2 protein-coding genes are annotated in these 3,110 nt (G+C 44.1%); both read left to right on the forward strand.

Annotated elements, in window-relative coordinates:
• Positions 1 to 169: 169 nt before the first annotated feature.
• Positions 170 to 379: a helix-turn-helix domain-containing protein gene (locus ACLU24_RS14515; RefSeq protein WP_186878313.1), complete on the forward strand. Its 210-nt coding sequence runs from the start codon at positions 170 to 172 to the stop codon at positions 377 to 379.
• Between the two features lie 86 nt (positions 380 to 465).
• A complete protein-coding gene (locus ACLU24_RS14520; RefSeq protein ID WP_412613349.1) occupies positions 466 to 3,048 on the forward strand; it encodes a type I restriction-modification system subunit M in 2,583 nt (860 codons plus the stop codon).
• Positions 3,049 to 3,110 lie beyond the last annotated feature (62 nt).

Consider the following 3,110-nt stretch of genomic DNA (forward strand, 5'->3'; position numbering starts at 1 on the left):
AACTTACGCTGTTCCCAAGCTATTCGGTTACTGTCGAGCTTACACAGGTGTGAAATATCGGAATTAAGTTTGATATTTCGGGATTTATAGTTGCTATTTCGGGATTATATGCTATAATATAAAATGTGTTTTAGTACTTACTCGCGGACCGAGAGAAAGGAATGATATGATGGCTGTAAGCTATAAAAAACTCTGGCACATTCTGCTTGATCGAGATATGAAGAAAAGAGATTTGCAGGAAGCTGCAGGGCTCACAAAATACGCAATGAATAAGCTTAGTCGTGATGAAAATGTCAGCACTGAAGTGTTGGGAAAAATCTGCTCTGCTTTGAATTGTACAACTGACGATATTATGGAGTTTGTTTCTGACGAAAAGTAAGTCCGTTTTATGGGACACTAGTTGTGTGTATCATGATAGGGGGTAGTACGTTGCCCTTAGAAAAAGAAAAAGGATGGGGTCACAGAATGAATAAGCAACAACTTGCTCAGAAAATATGGGCTTCCGCAAATCAAATGCGTTCCAAAATTGAAGCAAATGAATATAAGGATTACATACTAGGCTTTATTTTTTACAAGTATCTTTCCGATAAGGAAGTTAAGTTCTTGAAGGAGAACGACTATGATAATGAACTCCTGAAAACCGTATCGGAGGAAGATGCCGAAACAGTTGAATGGATCCAAAAAAACATAGGCTACTTTATTGCCTATAAGGATCTTTTCTCCACTTGGCTCACGATGGGTAAGGACTTTGATGTTTCAAATGTCCGTGATGCTCTTTCTGCATTTAGCCGACTAATTTCTAGTTCGCATAAAAGGGTATTTGAAAAAGTATTTGATACCCTGCAAACAGGCCTTTCCAAACTTGGCGATAGCTCCGGTTCACAAACGAAAGCAATTAGTGGGCTGCTGACGCTGATAAAAGATATTCCTATGGATGGCAAGCAGGACTACGATGTTCTCGGTTTCATCTACGAATATCTTATCAGTAACTTTGCAGCAAATGCTGGAAAGAAAGCTGGCGAGTTCTACACCCCGCACGAGGTATCGCTTCTGATGTCCGAGATCGTTGCGAGTCATTTGAAGGGTAAAAGTGAAATCAAAATCTACGACCCGACAAGCGGTTCGGGCTCACTGCTTATCAATATTGGTCAAAGCGTTGCGAAGTATATGAGCGACGACAACAATATTCAGTATTACGCTCAGGAGTTGAAAGAGAATACTTATAACCTGACCCGAATGAATTTGGTTATGAGAGGCATTGATCCCGCTAACATTATCACTCGTAACGGCGATACTCTCGAGGAGGATTGGCCGTACTTTGATGAAAATGATCCGGTCAATACCTATAACCCTCTCTATGTGGATGCGGTCGTGTCCAATCCGCCGTATTCGCAGGCTTGGGATCCGTCTAATAAAGAGGGAGATCCTCGTTATGCTCGTTTTGGACTTGCTCCCAAAGGAAAAGCCGACTATGCTTTCCTCTTGCACGATCTGTTCCATATCAAGCCGGACGGCATTATGACAATCGTTCTTCCCCACGGCGTACTGTTCCGTGGCGGTGAGGAAGGTGAAATCAGAAAGAACCTGATTGAGAATAACCATATCGACGCCATTATCGGGCTGCCTGCAAATATCTTCTTCGGGACAGGAATTCCCACCATCATTATGGTGCTGCGCCAAAAGCGTGAGAATACCGATGTCCTTATCATCGATGCATCCAAGGGCTTTATCAAAGAGGGTAAAAATAACAAGCTCCGTGCGTCTGACATTAAACGCATAGCAGATACCTTTATTAAGCGTGAAAACATACCGAAGTTTTCACGAGTCGTCAGTCGTGAAGAAATTCGCAGCAATGATTATAACTTGAACATTCCTCGCTATGTTGATTCCTCTGAAGCTGCCGAGCATTGGGATGTCTATGCGTCTATGTTTGGCGGTATCCCGACAGCAGAAATTGACGAGATGAGCGAATTCTGGACGGCGTTCCCTGCGCTGAAAAAGGCGTTGTTTACCGAGAGTGGCATTCCTTATGTGAATGTGTCTACCCCTGATATTAAGAGTGCCATCAAGAGCCACCCTGATGTGGTCGGGTTTGAGAAAGCTTTTAACGCCGCCTTTTCCACTTTCCCGGCATTCCTGAAAGAAGAACTTATCGACCGGATGGGAAGCATCGAAATCTCTAAGGCTGAAACCGTTCTGAGTGCTGATATTTTCGAGCGACTGAAAGATATTCCACTTATCGACAAATATGCGGCGTTCCAGCTTCTTGACGACGATTGGACAGGTATTTCCATCGACCTCGAAATGTTGCAAACCGAAGGCTTTGCTGCAACAAAGAAGGTCGATCCGAACCTTGTCATCAAGAAAAAGGACGGTAAAGATCAGGAAGTTCAAGAGGGCTGGGTAGGTCATATTATCCCGTTCGACTTGGTACAGGCGACTTTACTCTCCGCAGAAACGGACGAGCTTCACGGTTTGGAAAGCCGTTTGGCGGAAATCCCTTCTGAGTATGAGTCTATCCTTGATGAAATGACAGAGGAGGATAAAGAGAGCTGCAACGATGTTCTCACCGAGGAAGGCGATGCTTTCGTTCCGAAAGAAGTATCCAAAAAGATTAAGGAACTGAAGAAAGACCGTTCTCCTGAAAGCGTTGCGCTTCGTACACTCTTAGAAAAGGTAGAGTCTTTGGTCAAGAGCGAGAAAGAAATCAAGGCGGAGATCAAGGCAAAGGGTGCTGCGTTGCAGGCAAAAACAAAGGATACGATTGAAAGTCTGAGCGATGAGCAGGCTTTGGATTTGCTCGAAAAGAAGTGGATTGCTCCTCTCATTGAGAGCATTCACAAACTGCCTGATACCGTAATCGACAGCTTGGTGAGCAAAATTCAAGCCCTTCAGAACAAGTATGCCACAACTTTCTTCGAGGTCGAACAGCAGATCAGCGAAACCGAAGCAACGCTTTCGGGAATGATCGATGACCTTGAGGGTAATGAGTATGATATGCTGGGACTTAATGAGTTGAAGAAATTGCTGGGAGGTAGTGCAGAATGACGAAAAAATCAGATGCTCCCGCAATTCGCTTCAAAGGATTCTCAGACGCTTGGGAACAGCGT

It is taken from the genome of Pseudoruminococcus sp. (assembly GCF_047012705.1).
Classification (GTDB): domain Bacteria; phylum Bacillota; class Clostridia; order Oscillospirales; family Acutalibacteraceae; genus Pseudoruminococcus.

Bases quoted from the DNA above. Each gene is read 5' to 3' on its own strand.
- ACLU24_RS14515 (WP_186878313.1), top strand. From the start codon at position 170: ATGGCTGTAAGCTATAAAAAACTCTGGCACATTCTGCTTGATCGAGAT.
- ACLU24_RS14520 (WP_412613349.1), top strand. From the start codon at position 466: ATGAATAAGCAACAACTTGCTCAGAAAATATGGGCTTCCGCAAATCAA.